This window comes from Pandoraea sp., from assembly GCF_004297875.1.
GTDB lineage: Bacteria > Pseudomonadota > Gammaproteobacteria > Burkholderiales > Burkholderiaceae > Pandoraea.
The window spans coordinates 1-20,721 of record NZ_SCSK01000022.1; the positions used below are offsets into that span (position 1 = coordinate 1).

The 20,721-nt window shown below is 63.2% G+C and carries 21 protein-coding genes; 12 read left to right on the plus strand and 9 right to left on the minus strand.

Annotated elements, in window-relative coordinates:
• Window positions 1–159 precede the first annotated feature (159 nt).
• From ltrA to groL, 3 genes are all read left to right on the plus strand, one after another.
• Entirely contained in the window at window positions 160–1,533 is a 1,374-nt protein-coding gene (gene ltrA, locus EPN80_RS06475) for a group II intron reverse transcriptase/maturase (RefSeq protein ID WP_366469019.1), read from the plus strand.
• 629 nt (window positions 1,534–2,162) lie between these two features.
• Window positions 2,163–2,453: a co-chaperone GroES gene (locus EPN80_RS06480; RefSeq protein ID WP_293024957.1), complete on the plus strand. Its 291-nt coding sequence runs from the start codon at window positions 2,163–2,165 to the stop codon at window positions 2,451–2,453.
• Window positions 2,454–2,498: 45 nt separating this feature from the next.
• A complete protein-coding gene (gene groL, locus EPN80_RS06485) occupies window positions 2,499–4,148 on the plus strand; it encodes a chaperonin GroEL (RefSeq protein ID WP_293024959.1) in 1,650 nt (549 codons plus the stop codon).
• 112 nt (window positions 4,149–4,260) lie between these two features.
• On the opposite strand, the gene moaC is transcribed toward groL, so the two are convergent.
• The 7 genes from moaC to EPN80_RS06520 form a co-directional block, all read right to left on the minus strand.
• Window positions 4,261–4,740 carry a cyclic pyranopterin monophosphate synthase MoaC gene (moaC, locus tag EPN80_RS06490; RefSeq protein ID WP_293024961.1) on the minus strand — a complete coding sequence of 160 codons (480 nt, stop codon included), beginning with the start codon at window positions 4,738–4,740 and terminating at the stop codon, window positions 4,261–4,263.
• A 66-nt stretch (window positions 4,741–4,806) separates the two neighbouring features.
• A complete protein-coding gene (locus EPN80_RS06495) occupies window positions 4,807–5,421 on the minus strand; it encodes a DUF2946 family protein (RefSeq protein WP_293024963.1) in 615 nt (204 codons plus the stop codon).
• Window positions 5,381–6,421 carry a hydrolase gene (locus EPN80_RS06500; RefSeq protein WP_293024965.1) on the minus strand — a complete coding sequence of 347 codons (1,041 nt, stop codon included), beginning with the start codon at window positions 6,419–6,421 and terminating at the stop codon, window positions 5,381–5,383. The genes EPN80_RS06495 and EPN80_RS06500 overlap by 41 nt, the downstream gene beginning before the upstream one ends.
• 1 nt (window position 6,422) lies before the next feature.
• Window positions 6,423–6,887 carry a nuclear transport factor 2 family protein gene (locus tag EPN80_RS06505; RefSeq protein WP_293024967.1) on the minus strand — a complete coding sequence of 155 codons (465 nt, stop codon included), beginning with the start codon at window positions 6,885–6,887 and terminating at the stop codon, window positions 6,423–6,425.
• A gap of 5 nt (window positions 6,888–6,892) precedes the next feature.
• The gene (gene waaF / locus EPN80_RS06510; protein WP_293024969.1) at window positions 6,893–7,918 is read right to left on the minus strand and encodes a lipopolysaccharide heptosyltransferase II; all 1,026 of its coding nucleotides are present in this window, start codon (window positions 7,916–7,918) and stop codon (window positions 6,893–6,895) included.
• A 42-nt stretch (window positions 7,919–7,960) separates the two neighbouring features.
• Window positions 7,961–8,158 carry a zinc-finger domain-containing protein gene (locus tag EPN80_RS06515; protein WP_047216135.1) on the minus strand — a complete coding sequence of 66 codons (198 nt, stop codon included), beginning with the start codon at window positions 8,156–8,158 and terminating at the stop codon, window positions 7,961–7,963.
• A gap of 66 nt (window positions 8,159–8,224) precedes the next feature.
• Window positions 8,225–9,145 (minus strand): branched-chain amino acid transaminase, encoded by a 921-nt coding sequence (locus EPN80_RS06520; protein ID WP_293024972.1) that lies wholly within the window; start codon window positions 9,143–9,145, stop codon window positions 8,225–8,227.
• A gap of 285 nt (window positions 9,146–9,430) precedes the next feature.
• Here EPN80_RS06520 and EPN80_RS06525 point away from each other — a divergent pair, with 285 nt between their 5' ends.
• From EPN80_RS06525 to EPN80_RS06565, 9 genes are all read left to right on the plus strand, one after another.
• Window positions 9,431–10,195 carry an AzlC family ABC transporter permease gene (locus tag EPN80_RS06525; RefSeq protein WP_293024974.1) on the plus strand — a complete coding sequence of 255 codons (765 nt, stop codon included), beginning with the start codon at window positions 9,431–9,433 and terminating at the stop codon, window positions 10,193–10,195.
• Window positions 10,192–10,515, plus strand: coding sequence for an AzlD domain-containing protein (locus EPN80_RS06530; protein ID WP_293024976.1), 324 nt, complete (start codon window positions 10,192–10,194; stop codon window positions 10,513–10,515). Before EPN80_RS06525 ends, EPN80_RS06530 begins: the two co-directional genes overlap by 4 nt.
• A gap of 97 nt (window positions 10,516–10,612) precedes the next feature.
• On the plus strand, window positions 10,613–11,806 hold the full coding sequence (locus EPN80_RS06535) for a phosphoglycerate kinase (RefSeq protein ID WP_293024978.1): 1,194 nt from the start codon (window positions 10,613–10,615) through the stop codon (window positions 11,804–11,806).
• Between the two features lie 70 nt (window positions 11,807–11,876).
• On the plus strand, window positions 11,877–13,310 hold the full coding sequence (gene pyk, locus EPN80_RS06540; protein WP_293025076.1) for a pyruvate kinase: 1,434 nt from the start codon (window positions 11,877–11,879) through the stop codon (window positions 13,308–13,310).
• A 63-nt stretch (window positions 13,311–13,373) separates the two neighbouring features.
• Window positions 13,374–14,438: a class II fructose-bisphosphate aldolase gene (fba, locus tag EPN80_RS06545; protein WP_293024980.1), complete on the plus strand. Its 1,065-nt coding sequence runs from the start codon at window positions 13,374–13,376 to the stop codon at window positions 14,436–14,438.
• A gap of 186 nt (window positions 14,439–14,624) precedes the next feature.
• Window positions 14,625–15,515, plus strand: coding sequence for a phosphoribosylaminoimidazolesuccinocarboxamide synthase (locus tag EPN80_RS06550; RefSeq protein WP_293025078.1), 891 nt, complete (start codon window positions 14,625–14,627; stop codon window positions 15,513–15,515).
• Between the two features lie 14 nt (window positions 15,516–15,529).
• Window positions 15,530–16,063, plus strand: coding sequence for a 5-(carboxyamino)imidazole ribonucleotide mutase (gene purE / locus EPN80_RS06555; protein ID WP_293024982.1), 534 nt, complete (start codon window positions 15,530–15,532; stop codon window positions 16,061–16,063).
• Window positions 16,064–16,119: 56 nt separating this feature from the next.
• The gene (locus EPN80_RS06560; RefSeq protein ID WP_293024984.1) at window positions 16,120–17,295 is read left to right on the plus strand and encodes a 5-(carboxyamino)imidazole ribonucleotide synthase; all 1,176 of its coding nucleotides are present in this window, start codon (window positions 16,120–16,122) and stop codon (window positions 17,293–17,295) included.
• 13 nt (window positions 17,296–17,308) lie between these two features.
• Window positions 17,309–18,310 carry an L-threonylcarbamoyladenylate synthase gene (locus EPN80_RS06565; protein ID WP_293024986.1) on the plus strand — a complete coding sequence of 334 codons (1,002 nt, stop codon included), beginning with the start codon at window positions 17,309–17,311 and terminating at the stop codon, window positions 18,308–18,310.
• On the opposite strand, the gene EPN80_RS06570 is transcribed toward EPN80_RS06565, so the two are convergent.
• Window positions 18,299–19,798 (minus strand): amidase, encoded by a 1,500-nt coding sequence (locus EPN80_RS06570; protein ID WP_293024988.1) that lies wholly within the window; start codon window positions 19,796–19,798, stop codon window positions 18,299–18,301. The genes EPN80_RS06565 and EPN80_RS06570 overlap by 12 nt on opposite strands.
• A 17-nt stretch (window positions 19,799–19,815) precedes the next feature.
• Window positions 19,816–20,670 (minus strand): sterol desaturase family protein, encoded by an 855-nt coding sequence (locus EPN80_RS06575; RefSeq protein WP_293024990.1) that lies wholly within the window; start codon window positions 20,668–20,670, stop codon window positions 19,816–19,818.
• Window positions 20,671–20,721 lie beyond the last annotated feature (51 nt).

Here is a 20,721-nt window from a genome sequence, read left to right on the forward strand (position 1 = left end):
CTGCGCCGGGGTAGTGGCGACAGCATGTACACAAGGAAAGCGTACGCAACACGGGAAGTCCCTTGGCGTGGTCAGGGATGACCAACCGGACGCCCGTGAGGGACAGGCCGGGCGCCTTGGGATGACGGAGAGGCTCGTAATACCGCTGAAGCCGGTGTAATGCTGGTGGAGGGAAGGGGCCTCAGTTCAAGACAGACGCAATACGTAGTGAGGACGTGGAGATTGGGCAACCTATCAACTCCGATTCGTGTTCAGAAGCTGCAGATGGCGTTACACGCGAAAGCGAAGGCAGAAGCCGGGTATCGCTTCTACGCGCTGTACGACAAAATCTACCGCGAGGATGTGTTGGCGCATGCGTACGCCCAATGCCGCTCGAATAAGGGCGCACCGGGTGTCGATCGTCAGGACTTCGCGGAGGTCGAAGCGTACGGGGTGCAGAAATGGCTCGGCGAACTGGCGCTTGCGCTCAGGCAGGAGACTTACCGGCCGGACCCTATCAGAAGAGTGTTTATCCCGAAGGCCAATGGCAAGCTGAGGCCGCTAGGGATCTCGACCCTGCGGGATCGGGTGTGCATGACAGCAGCGATGCTGGTGCTCGAACCGATCTTCGAAGCGGACCTTCCGCCAGAGCAGTACGCTTACCGCCCAGGGCGAAACGCCCAGCAAGCGGTAATCGAGGTGGAGGAGCGGCTGCACCGAGGGCAAACGGACGTCGTTGACGCTGACCTGGCGGACTACTTCGGAAGTATTCCACATGCCGAATTGATGTTGTCGCTCACGCGACGCATCGTTGATCGGCGTGTGCTGCATCTGATCAAGATGTGGCTGGAATGCCCCGTTGAAGAAACCGACAACCGAGGCCGGAAGAAACGCACGACGGAGGCCAGAGACAGCCGGCGAGGTATCCCACAGGGCTCTCCCATCTCACCACTGCTGGCAAATGTCTACATGCGCCGGTTCGTGCTGGCATGGAAGAAGCTCGGACTTCAGCGCAGTCTTGGCAGCCGCATCGTGACCTACGCGGATGATCTCGTGATCCTGTGCAAGAGAGGCAAGGCCGAAGAGGCTCTGCTGAAACTGCGCGAGATCATGGGCAAACTAAAGTTGACGGTCAACGAGGAGAAGACAAGAATCTGCAAGGTCCCGGAAGGTGAATTCGACTTCTTGGGTTACACGTTTGGGCAGATGTACTCACCGACGACTGGCCAGGCCCGTATGGGTATGCGCCCGTCGAAGAAGAGTATCCGGCGCATGGTCGAAAAGATTCATGCAATGACTGCCCTCAAGACGGTGTGGCAGGCGACCACGGAGCTGGTGGACAAGTTGAATCGCACGCTACGCGGCTGGGCGAACTACTTCAACGTAGGAACGGACCGGCGCGCGTATCGGGCGCTCGACAACTACACTGCTGCGCGGTTGCGCCGGTGGTTACGCAACAAGTACAAGCTCAGGCGTCGCAGGGGCGGGAGCTATCCATCCTCGCACCTCTACGGACACTTCGGTCTCGTGCGTCTGACGGGGCCTTGGCGGTAACCTGCCGTGTACGAAGGTGTGAAGTCTTGTCCGAGAGCCCAGTGCGGGAGATCTGCACGCTGGGTTCGATGAGCGGGATGTGGAAACGGGGTTACGGCGACGTTACTCGGGCACCGCCAGACGAAAGGGGCGGCAACAGACAAACCGAGCCTACCGCTACCGCGCCACATCTCGACTCTACCGATGAGAGCCGTTCGCCAGTGCGCGAATTGGCCGAGGTGCTCTTCAAATTTCAACGTTGAATGAACGGGAAAGCAGGTAGCTCAATGTCGGGTGAATCTCGACAATAGGTGGATGGCGCCCTGCGTCAGGCGATGTTCGCACCCGGTTGACCACTAAGTTCCACCGTAAATTATTGTTTTTAATGAGAAATGTGATTTTGCCGAGCTACTAAGTCCAGCCCGGCAGTTCAAAGTTAAGTGAACAGAGTTCAAAGTTAAGTGAATCTCGACATGAATCTCGACAACAAAAGAATTTGCACTTTCCCCTGCTTCTTGCCTTGAAATTGCAAAACCCCGTCCCTATAATTAGCACTCGTTGGCGTAGAGTGCTAACAATTCTGAATTCAATGAATGTGCATTATTTTGCATATTCCGGTTTGGCAATTTCACTAGAGAAGAGGAGTTTGTATGAACCTTCGTCCCTTGCATGACCGCGTCATCGTCAAGCGCCTGGACAATGAAACGAAGACCGCTTCCGGTATCGTTATTCCCGAGGCAGCCGCCGAAAAGCCTGATCAGGGCGAGATCCTGGCTGTCGGCCCGGGCAAGAAAGACGACAAGGGCAATTTGATGGCGCTGGACGTGAAAGTCGGTGATCGTGTGCTGTTCGGCAAATATGCCGGCCAAAGCGTCAAGATCGACGGCCAGGAGTTGCTGGTGATGCGCGAAGAAGATCTGATGGCCGTGGTCAACAAGTAAGCGTCTACTTGACCTATTTCGCAAAGAATTCAAGGAGTTAATGTTATGGCAGCAAAAGAAGTCGTATTTGGTGATGCCGCGCGCGCCAAGATGGTCGAAGGCGTCAATATCCTCGCGAACGCAGTGAAAGTGACGCTCGGCCCGAAGGGTCGTAACGTTGTGCTGGAGCGCAGCTTCGGTGGTCCGACGGTGACCAAGGACGGTGTGTCGGTCGCCAAGGAAATCGAACTGAAAGACAAGCTGCAGAACATGGGCGCGCAAATGGTCAAGGAAGTGGCTTCCAAGACCAGCGATAACGCCGGTGACGGGACCACCACGGCAACCGTGCTGGCTCAGTCGATCGTTCGCGAAGGCATGAAGTATGTGGCTTCGGGCATGAACCCGATGGATCTGAAGCGCGGCATCGACAAGGCGGTCGCTGCAGCAGTCGAGGAATTGCACAAGGCCAGCAAGCCCTGCACGACCAGCAAGGAAATCGCGCAGGTCGGCTCGATTTCGGCCAACAGCGATTCGTCGATCGGCGAGCGCATCGCCGAAGCGATGGACAAGGTCGGCAAGGAAGGCGTGATCACCGTTGAAGACGGCAAGTCGCTGGCTGACGAGTTGGATGTCGTCGAAGGCATGCAATTCGACCGTGGCTACCTGTCGCCGTATTTCATCAACAATCCGGACAAGCAAGTCGCCGTTCTGGAAAACCCGTTTGTGCTGCTGTTCGACAAGAAGATTTCGAACATCCGCGATCTGCTGCCGATCCTGGAGCAAGTGGCCAAGGCCGGTCGTCCGCTGCTGATCATCGCTGAAGACGTCGAAGGCGAAGCCCTGGCGACGCTGGTGGTCAACAACATCCGCGGCATTCTGAAGACCTGCGCCGTCAAGGCCCCGGGCTTCGGCGATCGTCGCAAAGCCATGCTGGAAGACATCGCCATCCTGACCGGTGGTTCGGTGATCGCTGAAGAAGTGGGCCTGACCCTCGAAAAAGCGACGCTGCAAGACCTCGGCCAGGCCAAGCGCATCGAAATCGGCAAGGAAAACACCATCATCATCGACGGTGCGGGCGACGCCAAGAGCATCGAGGCGCGCGTCAAGCAAGTGCGCGTGCAGATCGAAGAAGCGACCAGCGACTACGATCGCGAAAAGCTGCAAGAACGTGTGGCCAAGCTGGCTGGCGGTGTGGCAGTGATCAAGGTCGGTGCTGCTACCGAAGTCGAGATGAAGGAAAAGAAAGCGCGTGTGGAAGATGCATTGCATGCTACCCGTGCAGCCGTGGAAGAGGGTATCGTCCCCGGCGGCGGTGTTGCGCTGCTGCGCGCCCGTACCGCGATCGCGGCCGTCAAGGGCGACAATGCCGATCAGGATGCCGGCGTGAAGATCGTGCTGCGTGCGATGGAAGAACCGCTGCGCCAAATCGTGAGCAACGGTGGCGAAGAAGCCAGCGTGGTGGTGGCTCGCGTGATCGAAGGCAAGGGTAATTTCGGCTACAACGCCGCGACCGGCGAGTACGGTGATCTGGTGGAAATGGGCGTGGTTGACCCGACCAAGGTTACCCGTACCGCGCTGCAAAACGCCGCTTCCGTGGCCGGCTTGCTGCTGACGACCGACTGCGCCGTCGCAGAATTGCCGAAGGAAGATGCCGGTATGCCCGGCGGCATGCCCGGTGGCATGGGCGGCATGGGCGGCATGGGCATGGATATGTAATATCCGGCATGTGCCGGGGGCGGCTGGCAACAGGCGCCCCAGTCATGAAAAAGCTCGCGTGAGAACGCGAGCTTTTTTATGTGCCGCTTTTTGAGGCGTGTCGCAGCGAACGCTACGCTGTCGCTACCCAATCTCCCGACTTCCCGCCGTGCTTCTCCAGCACGCGCACATCGGTCATGGTCATTCCCCGGTCTACCGCCTTGCACATATCGTAGATGGTGAGCAGCCCAACCTGCACGGCCGTCAGCGCTTCCATCTCCACGCCGGTGCGGCCCAGTGTTTCGACCTGGGCGCGGCAGTGTACGGCACTGGTTGCGTCGTCGAGCAAAAACTCCACCGTCACGCGCGTGAGCGCCAGCGGATGGCACAGGGGGATCAGGTCAGCGGTGCGTTTGGCCCCCTGAATCGCTGCGATGCGCGCCACGCCAAGAACGTCGCCCTTTTTGGCGGAGCCGCTGCGGATCAGTTGCAACGTTTGCGGCTGCATGACGATCGTGCCGCGCGCGACCGCGACGCGGTGCGTGACGTCTTTAGTGCCAACGTCGACCATGTGGGCTTGGCCGGCGGCGTCGAAATGGGTGAGATTTGCCATGGAACTGAAGTTGTGCGGAGGCGATTCGGATGGCGCTCATCATAACAGCGCGCATTGGCGCGCGGTTCATTCAGGCGTGTCGATAGTCTGCGGCGGTTTCGCCGCGGGGTGCGGCTCATAGCCGTAGCGCGCAGGCAAACTGGCACGCGCGACGGCGCGCAACGGCAGCGTGCGGATGGCTCCCCAGCGCAGCCGCGCCTCATGGGGCGGCGCGGGCAGCTCGTCGGGCAGGGCGTCGTGTTCCGCCAACAACCCGAGATCGTGATCGTGCAGCACGCCGATGTGTGCCGATGCGCCCGCCGTGGCCGCGCTCTCGAACAGCACATTCCCTTCATCGTCGAGCAGGCACGCGACAGGCTCGAAGGGCTCACCTGTCTGATCGGTCAGCGTGGGTGTTTCGTCGCGCCAATCGAGCCGCAGCACGAACGGCGTGTAAGCCAATTCAACGTAGACCCGCTGCGGGCCATTCTGGAAATACCACTGGCCCGAGTCATCGCGGCCGTAGTTCCGATTGATGAAGCCGTTCAAGGCGGTGTGCCGGATCGGCTCGCCCAGATGGCCGGCGCGCTGCGCGGCTTCGTCTCGCATGCGCCAGACGCCGCGCCGGTCAAGCGCCAGCCAGCCAAAGCAGTGAGGTACGTTAGGCCATTTGGCCAGCGCTTGCTTGACGATCTCGTCCATCGCGAATGAATTTTCCGAAGTAGTCGAGCACGGTGCCCGGTAGCCACGACAGACGTCCCGGAAAAGGAGGCGTCATGAATCCGACGTGTCCGCCCTGAGCCGGCTGCAGCAACTCGACGTGCGCACCGACTTGGGCCGGACCGGGCAAGTGCGCGCCAGGCAGGAACGGATCGTTGCGGGCGTTGAGCACCAGCGTCGGTAAGGTAATGGCGGGCAGCAGGGGTTTGCTGGAGGCTCGCGTCCAATAGTCGAGGGTATCGCGAAAACCATGCAGTGGCGCGGTGACGACGTTATCGAAGGCGGCCAGATCGCGCGCGGCCAGCATGGCCTCGCGATCGAACAGGCCGGGATACTGAAGCAGTTTGGCGAGCGACTTTTTCTTGAGTGTGGCCAGGAAATTGCGTGTGTAAATGCGATTGAAGCCCTGCCCGAGCGCGGTCCCGCCGGCATTCAGGTCGAGCGGCGCGGAAATTGCGCACGCTGCGTCGACGATTGTGTTGGCATCGGCGCCATGGCGCCCGAGCCAGCACAGCAGCACATTGCCGCCGAGTGAGACGCCGGCGGCGAAGATCGGGCCGGCATGCTGGCGGTGCAGTCGCCGCAGGATCCAATCGGCCTCGGCGCTGTCGCCCGAATGGTAAAAGCGCGGTGCCTGGTTCAAGCGCCCGCTGCAGCCGCGAAAATGCGGTACCACGCCGCACCAGCCGCGCGCACTGACCGCCGCCATGAGCGCGCGCGCGTAATGGCTGCCGGATCCGCCCTCGAGCCCATGAAACAGGACTACCAGTGGTGTTTCCTGGGTGGGCGCACCCTGTGTCACGAGCCAGTCGACGTCGATGAAGTCGCCGTCCGGTGTGTGCCATTCCTCGCGCCGGTAGGTGACCGTCGGCGTGCGGCCGAACAGGGCGGGGTAGATCGTTTGACTGTGGGCGTCGGGCAGCCAGCCTGGCGCACGATAATCGATTCGTGCCGTGAGATACTTCGGCGACACGCCCGACATGTCAGTGCAACCCGTCGGGGCGCGAGCGCATCAGCGAGCCGAATTGCTCGATCGCGGGTTGCGGCAGCGGGCTGGAATGGATGTGGGCGAAACGCCAGTCGCCGCCGTCATGCACCAATACATAGGTGGTATGAATCAAGCGCGTAGGCGCCGTCGGCGCGCTCTCGCCCCCGCTGGTGCCACTGCGCAGCGCTTCGGTGGCGGTGTGGACCACCGTGCCGACGGTATCGTACTCGGCGGTCTCCACCGGCTCGATCAGGATGACGCTTTGCGAAAGTTGCTCGGCCAGGCCTTGGCGAATCTGTTCGAGGCCTGCCAGCCGCATGCCGTCGGGGCGGATATAGCTGACGAAATCCTCGTTGGCCCAAAGCAGCATCGCCTGGTCGGTCTGGCCGCGGCGCAGCGCGTCGTAAAAGGCGGTGATCGTGTCTGTGGCGGCGTCGAAGAGGCGAACGAAGCGAGGCATGGTGGTTACCGTTGCGTCAGGAGCAAATTGCGTAGGTTGGCGAACGCATGCTCCGGCGTGAGCTCGTTCAGGCAGCGCAGGTGACCGAGCGGGCATTCGCGTGCAAAACATGGGCTGCAATCCAAGTGGAGCCAAAGCACGTGTGCGGCGCTCGACAGCGGCGGCGTGTGACGCGGGTCGGAAGAACCGAACAGCGCGATTTGCGGCCGCCGCAGGGCGGCCGTCACGTGCATCAGCCCGGAGTCATTGCTGACCACGGCATTCGCCCGTCCGAGTATCGCACAGGCTTCCGATAAAGAGGTCTGGCCGCACAAATTTTGCACGAACGGGGCCGCGGCGGCGATTTCCTGCGCCAGCGCCCCATCTTTGGCGGACCCCAGCGCGATAATCTGCGTATAGGGAAACGAGCGCCTGACCAATTGCGCCAGTGCCGCGAAATGCCCGCTTGGCCAGCGCTTGGCCGGACCATATTCGGCACCAGGGCAAAACACGACCAGCGGCACGCGCAAGTCCAGGCCAAAACGCTGATAAACGCGCGCCGACTCGTTCAGGTCGGACTCGATGCGCGGTGTCGGCAAGTCGGCCGGGAGGCTGGCGCCTGGCGCGAACGCCAGCGCTGCATAATGACGCACCATCGGCGGGCGTTCGGTCTTGGGCGGATTGGCATGCCGCACATTGAGCAGGCCGTAGCGCTGCTCACCGGTGTAGCCGATGCGCAGCGGGATACGAGCGAGCCACGGAATCAGCGCCGACTTGAACGAATTCGGCAGTACATAGGCCGCGTCGTACTGCTCGTCGGCCAGGGCGCCGGCGAGCTGCCAGCGAGCCAGCGGCTGCAGTTTGCCATGCGCCAGATCGGTCGCGACGACGCGGTCGACCTCCGGCATGCGCTCGAGGATGGGAGCCACCCAACCCGGCGCAATGGCGTCGATCTGCAAGCGGGGGTGAAGCCGTTTGAGCAGCACGAACAGCGGTTGGGCCATCAGTGCATCGCCGATCCAATTGGGGGCGATTACCAGAGCTTTATGCATTGTGCCTCGCAGCACGTGTCCGGCTGGAGGGGCGATAGGCTTTCAATGATGGCCTTTCACTACGGCGCCTTCTTTCAGGCGGTAACGCGTGCCGCAATAGGGGCAGGCAGCTTCGCCGTGCATCACGTCGATGAACACGCGCGGATGCTCGTTCCACAGTTCCATGCGGGGATTCGGGCAATGTACAGGCAAATCTTCGGCGCCGACTTCGACCAGCGGCATTTCTTTTACAGCACTCATTGGGGGCCTCGAGAAAAGGACGGAATGGCCGGCGCATCGGAGATGTCGCCGGCTGCTTGTTATTGGTTAGACTTTAGTGAGCCACTCTTTGTATTTGGGATTCTTGCCTCCCACCACGTCGAAAAAGGCGCTTTGCAGCTTCTCCGTGATCGGGCCGCGCCGGCCTTCGCCGATCGTGCGGTTGTCCAGTTCTCGAATCGGGGTGACCTCGGCGGCGGTGCCGGTGAAGAAGGCTTCGTCGGCACAGTACATTTCGTCGCGCGTGATGCGCTTTTCAATGACCGGAATGCCATGATCGCGTGCCAGCGTCATCACCGCGTCGCGCGTGATGCCGTCCAGGCAGGAGGCCAGATCCGGCGTATAGATCTTGCCGTCGCGCACGATGAACACATTCTCGCCAGAGCCCTCCGAGACATAGCCGTCGGTATCGAGCAACAGCGCTTCGTCGTAGCCGTCGGTGGTCGCTTCCTGATTGGCCAGAATCGAGTTCGCATACCAGGCGCAGGCCTTGGCGCGCACCAGTGATACGTTCACGTGATGGCGTTGGAACGATGAGGTCTTGACGCGAATGCCCTGCGCCATGCCTTCTTCGCCCAGGTAGGCGCCCCACGGCCAGGCAGCAATCGCCACGTGGATGGTGTTGCCCTTGGCCGAGACGCCGAGCTTTTCGGAGCCGACCCAGATGATCGGTCGGATGTAGCAGGATTGCAACTGGTTGGCGCGCACCACCTCGAGTTGCGCGTTGGCGATGGTGGCCTGGTCGAACGGCACGACCATCTGGAAAATCTTGGCGGAGTTGAACAGCCGCCGGGTGTGTTCCTTGAGGCGGAAGATCGCCGTGCCCTCGGTGGTCTGGTAGGCGCGCACGCCCTCGAAGACGCCCATGCCATAGTGCAAAGTGTGGGTCAGGACGTGAATCTTCGCATCGCGCCACTCGATGAGCTTGCCGTCCATCCAGATTTTGCCGTCGCGGTCGGCCATTGACATAGTGATCTCCAGTGAAAGGGGGCGGTATCTTGATCGTTGGAACGCGCGTCGAGCGCGCGATTCCGTAGACCGCTATTGTAAAACAGCCGCCCGCCTTGCGGGCTGGTTGTCGCCGCTTGGCCTGCCCGCGCCGGGCGTTGCCAGCGTGCGACAACATAGCGGCGAACGCTATTAAGCGGTCGCTTACCTTCGCTATAATGCCCGACATTCCGCTCACAATGAAACGAGACAAGCCGTCCCACCTGCCGCGCCCACCCGCTCGGGCCGCGTGCCGCCGGCCACCCTATGCTGAACCGCCTGCCCGAATTTGAACGCCGCGCCTTCCTGGCCGGCATGCGAGTGATTTCTCCCACGGCGATGGCAGTTTTCTCATGGGGGCTGGTGACCGGCATCGCCATGAGCAAATCCTCGCTGACCTTGGGACAGGCAATCGGTATGTCGCTGCTGGTGTATGCCGGCTCTGCCCAACTGGCCACGTTGCCGCTATTTGCCGCCAACCTGCCACTGTGGATGATTTTGCTGACCTCGGCGATGGTAAACCTGCGTTTTCTGATCTTCAGCGCGGGTCTGCAGCCTCACTTTGCGCATTTGCCGATGTGGCGACGCATCATCCTTGGTTTTCTCAACGGCGACATCGCTTTCGTCATGTTCATGCGCCAGGGGTATGAGCCAGGCCCGGTGCCAGGCAAGGAAAGCTTCTATTACGGTGTGACGCTGACGAATTGGCTCGCCTGGCAGGTCTCGTCGATACTTGGCATTCTATTGGCCAGCGCCATCCCGAATTCCTGGGGGCTCGAATTCGCCGGTACGCTGGCGTTGATTCCGGTACTGGTGCACACCATCGTCAATCGCTCGACCGCACTGGCCGTGGTGGTCTCGTCGGTGCTGGTGCTGCTGGCCTTCAACCTGCCTTACCGGCTCAGTCTGCTGCTCGCGGTAGCCGCGGCGATCGCCGCCGGCATGGCCTGCGACGAGATCATAGAGCGCGCCAGGCTGCGCCAGATCAATGCGATGGCCACATCCGGCAAAAAGCTGGAGGAGCGTTCATGAGTACCTGGGAGATCTGGCTGGCCATCGTCGCCATGATGGTGGTGACGATTCTGCTTCGTGCCGGCTTTTTGCTGGCGGGCGAACGCGTGGTGCTGCCGGCGCGCGTGCAGCGGGCGCTGCGTTACGCCCCGGCGGCCGCGCTCGCGGCCATTGTGGTGCCCGATACGTTGCTCTGGCACGACCGATTCATGTTCTCGATCGGCAATCCCCAACTGATCAGCGGCGTGTTTGCGATCGCCTGGTACGCGTGGCGGCGCAAGATGCTCGAGATGATTCTGCTCGGCATGACCGTATTTACCGTCGCCCGTCTTTATCTGTAGCAGATTCCGGGACGACGATATGTCGCCCCGATTCGCGTTTTATGGATAGGGGTTCAGGTAAAATGGTCGTTTTTTCGACTCATCTCCTTTCCTTGCCATGTCCACTGTTTTGCGTCTTTCCGATTTGATTGCCCAGGGCAAAGTTGCCGGCCAACGTGTCTTTATCCGCGCCGACCTGAATGTGCCGCAAGACGATCATGGCAACATTACCGAAGATACGCGGATACGCGCTTCGGTGCCGGCCATCGAGATGTGCCGCAAGGCGGGTGCCGCAGTGATGGTGAGCTCGCACCTGGGCCGCCCGACCGAGGGCGAGTTCAAGCCCGAAGACTCCCTGGCGCCGGTGGCGGTGCGGCTGTCCGAACTGTTGGGCTGTGAGGTCAAGCTGGTCAGCCAATGGGTCGACGGCGGTTTCGAGGTCGCGCCAGGGCAAGTGGTACTGTTGGAAAACTGCCGGCTGAACAAGGGCGAGAAAAAGAATAACGACGAGTTGGCACGCAAGATGGCCAAGCTGTGCGATATCTATGTGAACGATGCGTTCGGCACGGCACATCGCGCCGAGGCCACGACCTATGGCATCGCCCAATACGCGCCGGTAGCCTGTGCCGGCCCGCTGCTGGCGGCCGAACTCGATGCGCTGGGCAAGGCGCTCGACCAGCCGGCGAGGCCGCTGGTGGCCATTGTCGCCGGCTCCAAGGTGTCGACCAAGCTCACCATCCTGCAGTCGCTGGCCGACAAGGTCGATCAACTGATCGTCGGCGGCGGCATCGCCAACACCTTCATGCTGGCCGCGGGCCTGCCGATCGGCAAGTCGCTGGCCGAGGCCGATCTGGTCGAACAGGCCAGGTCGATCATCGACACCATGGCCAGGCGCGGTGCGTCCGTGCCGATCCCGGTGGACGTCGTGTGTGCGAAGGAGTTCAGCGCCGACGCGGCAGCTACCGTCAAGGACGCCCCCGACGTCGCGCCTGACGACTTGATTCTCGACATCGGTCCGAAATCCGCGCAAGCGCTTGCCGAACAACTCGCCAAAGCGGGCACGGTCGTCTGGAACGGCCCGGTCGGCGTGTTCGAATTCGATCAGTTCGGTCACGGGACCGAAACGCTGGCTCGCGCGATTGCCGCGTCACAGGCTTTCTCGATCGCCGGCGGCGGCGACACGCTGGCGGCGATTGCCAAATACGGGATCGCCGGCCAAATTGACTATATTTCAACTGGCGGCGGCGCATTCCTGGAGTTCCTCGAAGGTCGGAAACTGCCGGCCGTCGAAATCCTGGAAAAACGTGCTTGAACGCTTTGCCGGCGCTTCGTGCCGGTTTCCCGCAGTGCACCATGAGGACGACAAGATGGATGTTGACGTATTGAAACGCGCCACCAAGATCGTTGCCACCATCGGACCGGCCTCCAGCGCACCGGATGTGCTCGAACGCATGATCGCCGCTGGGGTCGACGTGGTGCGGCTGAACTTCTCGCACGGCACCGCGCAGGACCATATCGATCGGGCCACGATGGTGCGCGACGCCGCTCGCCGGGTTGGGCGTGAAGTGGCGATCATGGCCGACCTGCAGGGGCCCAAGATCCGCGTCGGCAAGTTCGAGCACGGCAAGGTCGTGCTCGCGGCGGGGGCAAGCTTCGTTCTCGATGCAACGTGCGAGCTCGGCGACCAGGAGCGGGTTGGGCTCGATTACGTCGATTTGCCGCGCGACGTCAAGCCGGGCGACAAGCTGCTGCTCAACGATGGCCTGATCGAACTGGTGGTCGAGCGCGTCATGGGCAGCCAGATCTTCACCACCGTCAAGGTGGGCGGCGAGCTGTCGAACAATAAGGGCATCAATCGCCAGGGCGGCGGGCTGACCGCGCCGGCGCTGACGGCCAAGGATATGGAAGACATCAGGACAGCGATGGCCCTGAAGGCCGATTTCGTCGCGGTGTCGTTTCCGAAAAGTGCCACCGACATGGAGATGGCGCGGCAACTGGCCAATATCGCCGGTGCGCCGCATGGCATCAGGCCGCACATGATCGCCAAGATCGAGCGCGCCGAGGCGATTCCGGCGCTGGCGGAAATTCTCGGTGCGTCCGACGGCATCATGGTCGCACGCGGCGATCTGGCCATCGAGGTCGGCAACGCGGCGGTGCCGGCGCTGCAAAAACGCATGATCCGCATGGCGCGGGAGGCCAACAAGGTGGTCATCACGGCGACCCAGATGATGGAGTCGATGATCCACAATCCGGTGCCCACGCGCGCCGAAGTGTCCGATGTCGCCAACGCGGTGCTCGACGGCACCGATGCCGTCATGACCTCCGCCGAAACCGCCGCGGGCAAGTATCCGATCGAAACCGTCGAGACCATGGCCGCGGTTTGCCTGGAAGCCGAAAAGTCGGAGCACGTGGAACTCGATCACGATTTCATGGACCAGACCTTTACCCGCATCGACCAATCGATTGCGGCAGGCGCCTTGTTCACCGCCCACCACCTGCGCGCCAAAGCGATCGTCGCGCTCACCGAATCCGGCGCCACCGCGCTCTGGATGAGCCGTCACAAGATCCACGTGCCGATCTTCGCGCTCACGCCGCAGGTTGCCAGCGAACGCAAGATGGCGCTATATCGCAACGTCCGGCCGCTGCATGCCGACGCCAGCCTTGATCGCGATGTCGCGCTCAAGCAGGCCGAGCAATTGCTGCTCGAGCACGGTATCGTGCGGCGCGGCGATACCGTCGTGCTCACCGTGGGTGAACCGATGGGGCAGCCGGGCGGCAGCAACACCCTGAAAATCGTCCAGGTCGGGCGAGTCTGAAACGCGCGCACGAGCGCCATTGGCCGATTCGCGACTGAATTTATTTGTATCAAGGAGATAACCATGCCTCTCGTATCCATGCGGCAACTGCTTGACCACGCCGCCGAGCACAGCTACGGCTTGCCGGCCTTCAACGTCAATAACCTCGAGCAGGTGCAGGCCATCATGGCCGCGGCCGATGAAGTCGGCGCGCCGGTCATCATGCAGGCCTCGGCCGGAGCTCGCAAATACGCCGGCGAGGCGTTCTTGCGTCATTTGATCGATGCTGCGGTCGAAGCCTATCCGCACGTGCCGGTCGTGATGCACCAGGATCACGGCCAGTCGCCGGCGGTCTGCATGGCGGCGATCCGCAGCGGCTTTACCAGCGTGATGATGGACGGTTCGCTCCAGGCCGACGGCAAATCGGTTGCCACGTATGAATACAACGTCGAGGTGTCGCGCCAGGTGGTGGCGTTCTCGCACGCGATCGGCGTGACGGTCGAAGCCGAACTGGGCGTGCTGGGCTCGCTCGAAACCATGAAGGGTGACAAGGAGGACGGGCACGGCGCCGAGGGCACGATGACCCGCGAGCAATTGCTGACCGACCCCGACCAGGCCGCCGATTTCGTCAAGCAGACGCAATGTGACGCCCTGGCCATCGCCATCGGCACCTCGCACGGCGCCTATAAATTCAGCCGCAAGCCGACTGGCGACATTCTCGCCATCGAGCGCATCAAGGAAATCCACCGCCGCATCCCAAATACCCATCTGGTGATGCACGGCTCGTCGTCGGTGCCGCAGGAACTGCTGGCCGAGATTCGCCAGTTCGGCGGCGACATGAAGGAAACCTACGGGGTGCCGGTCGAGGAAATCCAGGAAGGCATCAAGCACGGCGTGCGCAAGGTCAACATCGACACCGATATCCGCCTCGCGATGACCGGTGCGGTGCGCCGCTTCATGTTCGAGAATCCGGGCAAGTTCGATCCGCGCGACTATCTGAAGCCGGCCCGCGAAGCCGCCAAGCAAATTTGCAAGGCGCGCTATCTGGCGTTTGGCTGCGAAGGGCAAGGTGCCCGGATCAAACCGGTGGCGCTCGAAAAAATGGCCGAGCGCTATGCCAAGGGCGAGCTCGCGCAGATCGTCCAGTAACTCGATAGCAGCAGATCGCGGCCGGGCAGCGCGCCCGGCCACGCAGGAAGATCCCTCCCGGGCGGACGGCCTGCGAGGGGTTTTTCGCCAGCGCTGCAGTCCAGGCGCGGGCGGCATTTTGGCGGCTGACGAGTATAATTCGCTCTTTGCTCCCTCTTGAACGAGCCCGCCGTGACTGCCAACGCCATCCCCGCTCTCTACGAATCCCACCTCACCAGCCTGCCGCTGCTCTCGCGCGGCAAGGTCCGCGACAATTATGCCGTCGGCGACGACAAACTGTTGATCGTCACCACCGACCGGTTGTCGGCGTTCGACGTCGTGATGGGCGAGCCGATTCCTGGCAAGGGCCGCGTGCTCAACCAAATGGCCGAGTTCTGGTTCGACAGGCTGGGGCACATCGTGCCCAATCACCTGACGGGCATTGCGCCGCGCAGTGTGGTCACGGCCGACGAAGCCGCCCAGGTCGAAGGGCGGGCGATGGTGGTCAAGCGGCTCAAGCCGATCCTGGTCGAGGCAGTGGTACGCGGCTATCTGGCCGGCAGCGGCTGGAAAGACTATCTAGCCAGTGGCGCGGTTTGCGGCGTCAAGCTGCCGGCTGGTCTGCAAAACGCCCAGCGCTTGCCGGAGCCGATCTTCACCCCGGCGGCCAAGGCTGAAATGGGGCATCACGACGAGAACATCACGTTTGACGAAATGCAACGGCGCATCGGCCAGGCATTGGCCGAGCGCATCCGCGACATCAGCATTCGGCTGTATCGCGAGGCGGCCGAATACGCGGCCACGCGCGGCATCCTGATTGCCGATACCAAGTTCGAGTTCGGTCTGGACGATCAGGGCCAGCTGTATCTGATGGATGAAATCCTGACCGCCGATTCGTCGCGCTTCTGGCCTGCCGACTCCTACGCCGTGGGCAGCAATCCGCCGTCGTTCGACAAGCAGTTCGTGCGCGATTGGCTGGAAACCCAGCCGTGGAAAAAGGAGCCGCCCGCGCCCAAGCTGCCGGCCGATGTGATCGAGAAGACCGCCGCCAAATACCGCGAAGCGCTCGAGCGGCTGACTGGGCAGGCTTTGAAGTAATGGGCGGCGCCAACATGACTGCTACTGAACAAGCCACCGCACCTGCGGCGCAGTCTGCCCAGGCGCCGCTGGTCGGCGTCGTGATGGGCTCCAGTTCCGACTGGGACGTGATGCAACACGCCGCCGCGATTCTGCGCGAATTCGGCATACCGTTCGAGGCGCGCGTCGTCTCGGCGCACCGCATGCCCGACGACATGTACCGTTACGCCGAGCAGGCGCGCTCGCGCGGCCTGCGCGCGATCATTGCCGGCGCCGGCGGCGCCGCGCACCTGCCGGGCATGCTGGCGGCCAAGACGATCGTGCCGGTGCTGGGCGTGCCGGTGCCCAGCAAATACCTGCGCGGCGAAGACTCGCTGCTGTCGATCGTGCAAATGCCCAAAGGGATTCCGGTGGCGACCTTCGCCATCGGCGAGGCTGGCGCGGCCAATGCGGCGCTGTGCGCGATCGCCTTGCTGGCCGCCGGCGACGCCGATCTGGCCGAGCGCCTGGAACAGTTTCGCGCGCGCCAGACCGAAGCGGCGCGCGCCATGCAGTTGCCGCAGCCCTGAGGTTGGCGGTTTGACCGTCCGCCTCGCGGGAGGCGGCGACCCCACACGTAAAAACGATGAAACCTGAACCGATTCTTCCGGGTGCCTGGCTCGGCATGTTGGGCGGCGGCCAATTAGGGCGCATGTTCTGCTTCGCGGCCCAGTCCATGGGATACAAGGTCTGCGTGCTCGATCCCGATCCGCGCTGCCCGGCCAGCGCCGTGGCCGACCGCCATCTGTGCGCGCCGTACCTCGATGAAGCAGCGCTGGCCGAGCTGGCGGCGCTGTGCGAGGCCGTCTCGACCGAATTTGAAAACGTGCCGGCCCAGGCGCTCGATTTCCTGGCGCGCCAGGTCAACGTCAGCCCGGCCGGCCGTTGCGTGGCCATCGCGCAGGACCGCATTGCCGAAAAGCGCTTTATCGCCGGGTGCGGCGTGCCGGTCGCTGCGCATCTGGTGATTGAATCGGGTGAAGCGCTGGCCGCGCTCGACGATGCCGCGCTCGCCAGCGTGCTGCCCGGCATTCTCAAGACGGCCCGCCTCGGCTATGACGGCAAGGGGCAGGTTCGCGTCGAGAGCGCGGCCGACGTGCGCGCCGCGCATGCGGCGATGAACGGCGTGGCGTGCGTGCTCGAAAAGCGCCTGGCGCTGGCGTTCGAAGTATCCGTGCTGATTGCGCGCGGCGCTGATGGTGCGATGGCCGTGTACCCGCTTGCGCAGAACGTCCATGCCAACGGCATTCTGGCCACCACCACAGTGCCGGCGCCCGATGCGAGCGAGATCGTACAGAAGGCTGCGCGCGATGCCGCGCAGGCGATCGCAGCCCGCATGGATTACGTCGGCGTGCTGTGCGTGGAGTTTTTCGTGCTGCGCGACGGCTCGCTGGTGGCCAACGAAATGGCGCCGCGCCCGCACAACAGCGGGCATTACACCATCGACGCGTGCGCTGCCAGTCAGTTCGAGCAGCAGGTGCGGGCGATGACGCGGCTGCCGCTGGGCGACACGCGCCAGCATTCCCCGGCGGTAATGCTCAATGTGCTGGGCGACGTGTGGTTTGAGCACGACCGCGCGATCACGCCGCGCTGGCACGAAGTAACGGCCTTGCCATCGGCGCGCCTGCATCTGTATGGCAAGGAAGAGGCGCGGCCGGGCCGCAAAATGGGCCACATTACCTTTGCCGCGCAGACGCTTGCCCAGGCATGCGAGGCTGCGCGCGACGCCGCCCGCTTGCTGTGCATTCCTTTGGATGCATGAGAGCCGATCCCTTATGATGCCGACCTCGGACGAGATTCGCCAGGCAGCCGATCTCCTGGAAGCGGGCGAACTCGTCGCATTCCCCACCGAAACGGTTTACGGCCTGGGCGGCGACGCCGAGAATCCGCAGGCAGTCGCCGCGATATACGCGGCCAAGGGGCGGCCCGCCGACCATCCGGTGATCGTGCACCTGGCGCCCGGTGCCGACCCCGGCTACTGGAGCGATATGATCGGGCCGGCCGCGCGGGCGCTGATCGATGCGTTCTGGCCGGGCCCGCTGACGTTGATCCTCAAGCGCGCGCCGCACATTCATCCGGCTGTCAGCGGCGGTCAGGACTCGGTCGGCTTGCGTTGCCCGTCGCATCCGGTCGCCCAGGCGCTGCTGCGCGCATTCAGGCAGGGCCGCGGCGGCGTGGCAGCGCCATCGGCCAATCGCTTCGGGCGCATCAGCCCGACCACCGCGCAGCACGTGCGTGACGAATTCGACGGCTTGCCCGGCGTCAAAGTGCACGTGCTCGACGGCGGCGCCACGCCGGTCGGCATCGAGTCGACCATCCTCGATCTGTCGCGCGGATTCCCTGCGCTGCTGCGCCCGGGGCACATCACACCCGAGCAGATTGCCGCGGTCATTGGCGAGTCGCCCCGCATGCCGCATACCGACAGCGATGCGCCGCGCGCCTCCGGCACCCTGAAGGCGCATTACGCGCCGCGCACGCCGCTGTTCCTGTTCGATGCGCCCGCCTTGCCGGCGGCGTTGTCGGTGCGCCGCCCCGGCGAGCGGGTTGCGGTTGCGGCCTTCGAGGCAACGCTGGCGACAGTGCGCGGCGGCGACATTCTCGCCGTGCGGTTGCCGGCCGAGCCAGCCGCGCTGGCCAGCGCCCTCTACGCGCTGCTGCGGCAGCTCGATGCGGCCGGCGTATCCCACATCCTGTTCGAGCGCTTGCCGGCACGCCCCGAGTGGGCGGCGGTCGACGATCGCCTGCAGCGTGCGGCCGCAGCCTTCTCAGCCGACTGAGCTCGCCACCTCCGGCAGGCGGTCGAACCATGGCCGGGCTCGCTCCAATTGCCCAGCAAGGCGAAACAGCATGCTCTCGGCGCCGGCTGGCGCGATGAATTGCACACCCATCGGCAGTCCGTCGGCAGTCCAATGCAATGGCATCGACATCGCCGGCACGCCCGTCATATTGGCCAGTTGAGTGAATGGCACCCAGCGCAGGTTGCGCAGTGCGATATCGTGCACCACGCCCGAGCGCAAGACCGGACGCGCCTGCCCCAGCGCCGCAAGCAGGCGCAGCGCCATACCCCGCCAGGCCGGCGTTGCGACTTCGCCGATATGCGGCGGCGGGTGGGCCACGGTAGGCGTCAAGAGCAGATCGAAGCGCTGGTGGAATTCGCCCAACTGGCGAGCCACACGATTGACACGTTCGTATGCACCGTAATACTCATCGGCGCGCGTGGCGCGACCCATCGCCGCGAGCGACAGCGTGTCGGGCTCGAAGCCATGACTGCCGCACCCAAGAAGGGTCTGCGCCTGACCAAGAACATGGGCGGTGACGGCGAACCATATCGTCATGAAATCGCGCGCCAACTGGTGTCCGTCGATGGCCGGCGCGGCCGCCTCGACATGATGCCCCAGCGAGTCGAGCAAGCTGGCGGTGCGCTCCACCGCGTCGATGGCCTCGGGATGCACGGGCGTATCGATCGGCGAGCGTGTCATGAAGCCGATGCGCAACGGTTCGGGCTCACGCGTGACGTCGGCCAGATACGAGCCCGCTGGCGGCGCCAGCACATACAGCGAGGCCGGTTCGGGGCCATGGGTCGCATCAAGCATGGCGGCGCTGTCGCGCACCGAACGCGTGAGCACGTGCGTCATTGCGGCGCCGTGCATCTGCTCGCCCAGATCGGGGCCCCAGGGCGTGCGCCCTCGTCCGGGCTTGAAGCCGAACAGGCCGCAATACGAGGCAGGAATACGGATCGAGCCGCCGCCATCGCTGGCGCCGGCGACCGGCACGATGCCGGCGGCCACCGCACTGGCCGAGCCACCCGAGGAGCCTCCCGAGACGTGCGCGAGATTCCAGGGATTGCGCGTCGGGCCCCAGGCCAGCGGCTCGGTGACGGCCTTGCTGCCGAATTCGGGCGAATTGGTGCGTCCGAATATCACCACCCCCGTGCTCAACCAGCGCTTGACGATCTCGGCGTGCACGGCCGGCCGGTAATTGGCGTCCTTGAAGGCGCGGCTACCGGAGGTGCTTGGCACGCCGGCATAATCCTGCAAAAGGTCCTTGAGCAAAAATGGCACGCCGGCGAACGGGCCATGCAACGCGTCGCGAGTTCTATGGCGGGCAACCTCGGTCATCGGGATGACGATTGCATTAAGCGCAGGATTGACCGCTGCGGCGCGTGCGAGCGCCGTTTCCAGCAATTCGCCCGCACTGACCTCGCGCCGGCGCACCAGATCGGCCAGTCCGAGTCCGTCGTAGCGGACATATTCCCCGTATTCCAATCAGTTCTCCCCGTGGCTCACGACGGCAGGTCGGCGCGCTGGCGACGCCACTCGGGTGGTCCGAACACGGCCATCCATTTATTTTTCCAGCCCGTCAGTATGAAAAAATCCCGCAGCATAGCGCGCCATTCGTGGAATGTGAGCGTTATCGGATTGTGCGAGTGAATTTGCTCGACGATACCGTACTCGCATGGCTCCGCGTCGTTCTCGGCGACGAACGAGCCGAACAGGCGATCCCAGATCACCAGCACGCCGGCGTAATTGCGGTCGATATAGCCGGGATTGCGCGCATGATGGACGCGATGCGTCGAAGGCGTGTTGAATACGTATTCGAGCCAGCCAAGTCGGGGGATGGCCTGGGTATGCACGAAAAACTGAAACGCCAGATTCAGCAGGACGATGGCGACGATCTGCCGCGGCGGGAAGCCCAGCAGCGCCATCGGCGCCCAGAACAGCCACATGCCGGCCACCGGATACATCAGGCTCTGACGGAACGCGGTCGAGAGATTCAGGCGCATCGAAGAATGATGCACGACGTGCGCGGCCCACAACCAGCGTACGCGGTGGCTGGCCCGATGGAAGCCGTAGTACAGCAGGTCCTGCACGAGGAACAACAGCAGAAATTCGATCCAGCCGGGTCGCATCGTGAAAATCCGGCAGTGCGTGTAGATCCAGGTATAGACCGGGATCGCGAAGAGCCACGCCAGTTTGTCGGCACCCTGATGCATCAGCGCCAGCGCCGCATTGCTGACGGTGTCGGTCAACGAGTAGATGGGCTTCTCACGGCGCCGCCAATACCACGCCTCCCACCCGATGCAGAGCAGGAATACCGGCGCCAGGGCCAGCAAAATGAATTCGGGATCGAAATGCAAGCGCGTCTCCTGGCGGCTCGTCTTGCCGCTCGTCGTTCTTGTCGGGCTGCC